Origin of the sequence: Acinetobacter sp. ANC 4173, from assembly GCF_004331255.1 — a bacterium.
Lineage (GTDB): Bacteria > Pseudomonadota > Gammaproteobacteria > Pseudomonadales > Moraxellaceae > Acinetobacter.
In genome coordinates, this window is record NZ_SJOF01000026.1 from 1 (window position 1) to 3733 (window position 3733).

The following is a 3733-nucleotide window of genomic DNA, read 5'->3' on the forward strand; positions in this document are numbered from 1 at the left end:
TTTGTCAAGAACTATTTTTAAAATGTCAATAGTTTTTACATTTAGATACAATTGATTGTTGCTGTTATTGTTACGTGCACTAGCCAAAGTACTGTAAAGATATTGGTATCACTGTATTCAGTACCTTTAATTAGAATCTTTCTGCATAACCTTGATGGAAAGAATCTCTCTGTCTAGCACATAACTGGTTATCAACCCTTTTTAAACTTCACCAATCCAACCTTACTAACCCTTTTACCCTTCACATATCTGACTTAGGGCACTTTCCGCTTTTTCAGCATTCAACCAATTTCGAATAGTACGATCACTAACACCCAGCTCTAAGGCAATGTCCTTCTTCTTAGCACCATCGGCGAATAACGCCACTGCCTGCTCTCGTAAAGGGTCATAGCTTGCAGAGCGTTTAACACCACCAGACTTAGCTTTCATCGCCTGACGCTCCATGAACATGTGGTGATGGTAGGCATCTTTCTGCCACGTAAACTTACTGACGCTTTTAGCAATCTGCTTTACTTCGTTATAGCCAAGCATGTGTACCAACATACCGTTTAACTGCATACAGTAGTCAATGCACGCCTGTAGCCATAACGCGTAGGTTTTACCCCTGTACTCTCGTACAGCAACGTAAGCCCACGCACGAAGCTCATTGAACAGCTTTACGTTACGACCTTCGTGATAAGCTTCATCAGCACTAACCTTAGCTGTACGTGTAACCGTTGCATCTAAATCCAAGTTACGTGCTAGTTCTCGTAGCGTGTAAGGCTCTTGGTGAAGTTCTTGCGTTCTCCAGTGCTTGTGCATCGGGTTCTTGGAAATCAATCCAGTGTAAGCAGTATCAGCACCTAAAAGCCCACGCATTTCTGCATAGATGGCACTCAGGTAGTTGATCGCCTTAATACTGGTGTTTTCACCCAAGTAGACTGGCGTTTGCAACTTGTAAAGAAAGTGAGCGTGTCCGTTTTCAGGATTCTCTACAACAAGGTTAGGCGTTTGTACGCCTGTCGTGTCGTAGTAAAGGTCTGCCACAGCACCATTACGGTCAATGTCGAAGGTAACCCATTGCGTGCTGTACTTGTGGTTCAAAGACAGATGCTTCTTAGTGACAGCATTCTTTTTGGACTGAATCTTTACGCCGTACTCAAAATCATCCGTTGCATACGGACGCAATGGCAACGAATCGTAAAATGATTCTGCTAATTCAAGGCGTAATTGTTGCACTGCATAATATTCCCGTTTGCAAATGCACTCTGACCCTGTATTATTAGCTACAGAGCAAGTGCAAATCTTGTTCTAAAGGATTCAACCCTGTAACTTCTAGTCCGCCAAGATTTGAAAGTTACGGGGTTTTTCATTTTTACTGCGTTTGTTCTAACCGTAGTTGTACCACAGCTTTAATCAAATCGTCATCCAAATAGTTTTGAAAACAATCCCTTCCTTTGTTCAGGTTGATCTCGGCTTTCAATCCGTCTCTGCCCCAATTGGTTAAAAAGGTTTTCCTTGTCCTGCCGTAAATCGGTTATCTGCTGCTGTAACTGGTTCACAAGCATTTCGTTTACCGCTAACAATTGCTTGAGCTGTACGTTCTCTTGCTGCACTTGTTCAAGCTGCTGTGCAATGTGGTCATAACCTTGTTCATCATTTTTGTTAAACCTTGTTCTAATCGCCTGCTCTTGAACGTTACCACTGAACACCCGAAGCAAGTCTGAAACGTCTAAAAGTCCATCTGCATCTTTGGTTAAAGCACCTTGTGCAATTCTCTTGTATACCGTGTTCCGACTGACTTTAAAACGCTTTGCTGCTTCTGAAATTGACACCTTGCTCATTGTTGTTCTTCTCAGGTTGTTAATACTGTTCAGGTTAACAGATTTTGAGTCACGGGGTTTAGCAAACCTGAACACCCTGTGCTTAACAACTCGTGTAATTTCAAAATATCAGTGTGCGAGAGGAAACATTTCATCTAAAGCGCGCTGCACTGTAGATAATGAAACGCCAAACTCTTTAGCAACAGCCCTAAAACTTTTACCTTCCAGTTTTGCTTTAACAATCCCTTCCTTGTCCACTGTAGCAGGACGACCTTTGTACTTACCAAGTTCTTTAGCCTTTGCAATGCCTTCACGCTGACGTTCTAGCATTAACTCACGCTCAAACTGACTGAATGCAGCTAACATCGTGAACATCAGGTCGTTCATTGGGTTACTGGTATCAGGACTAAAGGTCATTTTGTTCTTGTCAAAAGTAACCGTAACGCCTTTTTCTTTAAGTTGATTCATCAGCGAAATTAAATCTGCTGTGTTTCGACCTAAACGGTCAAGGCTGTGAACGTACAGCTCGTCACCTTCACGGATGTAATCAAGCATCGCTTTCAATGCAGGACGATTAGTGTCTTTACCACTAACCTTGTCTTCAAACTCTCTATCGAATGTCATGCCGTCTAACTGACGATCTGTTTTCTGGTCAGCAGTGCTGACACGTTTGTACGCAATTCTTGCCATGCAACTGTACCGATTTAAATTCTAGATGATTAATCATAGTGTACCCAAAATTAAAAATCAACTTAAATCGGTACGTTTTAGCATCATTTTCCGTACCCATGTTTGTGTACCTGTCGGCTATGCTTTAAAGAACATACCTTCAAACTCTAGGCGAAAAAAAAGCAACCGTTTAAAGTTGCCATAGCTCGATGTGCTAACTCAGCATCATTAACTATAGCGAATCGTGTGTTTTAACTCGAACTCAACAAACATTTGCTTTTCATCAGGAGTAAGGTCACAACCTGTCATCTGTTTACCTTTGCGTTCTTTCTTTGGGTGTAAGAAGTTTTCTGCAAAACTATAAGCTTCTTGCGCGGTTTGTAAGGCATTAAGGTCTACAGCATAGATGCTCTCGCGGATAGAAAAGTCATCGTAGCGTTTCTCAAGAAACTCAATTACTTCCTCTTGTGCCTTCTCTGTGAAGATACCTAAACGAACGTGATTTACTAAACCAACTTTTAAATACAACGCTCGACTATCAAATAAGCTCAAGTGATTTCCAAAATGTTGATGAAGCGCTTCCTCGTGAATTTCAAAGGTGAAAAAGTTCTGCTGTGCTGCTAATGCTAAAGCTAAAATCGAATTAGCCTTATCAATATTGTTTTCTCGGTAGTATGTTCCAACGGGTAACGGAAAACCCCTGTACTCGCCACTTACCAATGTGTAAACATTAGTTTTAGGTAAATAACCGTTTACGTTTGTTGCTGTTTGAATACTTGAATTAATCATCAATTTCCTCTTTATTTTTAAAGTTAAGATTTCCTAAACGAAAAAAAACCTCGTTCTCAATTTGGTAAATTCTCAACCAAAAGAGTGCGAAGTTTTAGACGAATAGGTTCGATTCGATAGATCGTGGCTATCAGGTCATATCATTATTTATAACCCAGTAAGATAATATTACCACAGTAATCGAATTTGTCAAGAACTATTTTTAAAATGTCAATAGTTTTTACATTTAGATACAATTGATTGTTGCTGTTATTGTTACGTGCACTAGCCAAAGTACTGTAAAGATATTGGTATCACTGTATTCAGTACCTTTAATTAGAATCTTTCTGCATAACCTTGATGGAAAGAATCTCTCTGTCTAGCACATAACTGGTTATCAACCCTTTTTAAACTTCACCAATCCAACCTTACTAACCCTTTTACCCTTCACATATCTGACTTAGGGCACTTTCCGCTTTTTCAGCATTCAACCA

4 protein-coding genes are annotated in these 3733 nt (G+C 40.3%); all 4 read right to left on the reverse strand.

Annotated elements, in window-relative coordinates; all coding sequences use genetic code 11:
- Positions 1-234: 234 nt before the first annotated feature.
- The 4 genes from E0H94_RS17995 to E0H94_RS18010 all read right to left on the reverse strand — a co-directional run bounded on the left by E0H94_RS17995 (position 235) and on the right by E0H94_RS18010 (position 3260).
- A complete protein-coding gene (locus E0H94_RS17995) occupies positions 235-1218 on the reverse strand; it encodes a replication initiation protein (RefSeq protein WP_165495636.1) in 984 nt (327 codons plus the stop codon).
- 185 nt (positions 1219-1403) lie between these two features.
- Positions 1404-1823 carry a helix-turn-helix domain-containing protein gene (locus tag E0H94_RS18000; protein ID WP_131327742.1) on the reverse strand — a complete coding sequence of 140 codons (420 nt, stop codon included), beginning with the start codon at positions 1821-1823 and terminating at the stop codon, positions 1404-1406.
- A gap of 108 nt (positions 1824-1931) precedes the next feature.
- Positions 1932-2492, reverse strand: a complete 561-nt coding sequence (locus tag E0H94_RS18005; RefSeq protein WP_131327743.1) for a recombinase family protein — start codon at positions 2490-2492, stop codon at positions 1932-1934.
- A gap of 207 nt (positions 2493-2699) precedes the next feature.
- On the reverse strand, positions 2700-3260 hold the full coding sequence (locus E0H94_RS18010) for a hypothetical protein (protein ID WP_131327744.1): 561 nt from the start codon (positions 3258-3260) through the stop codon (positions 2700-2702).
- Between the last annotated feature and the right edge of the window lie 473 nt (positions 3261-3733).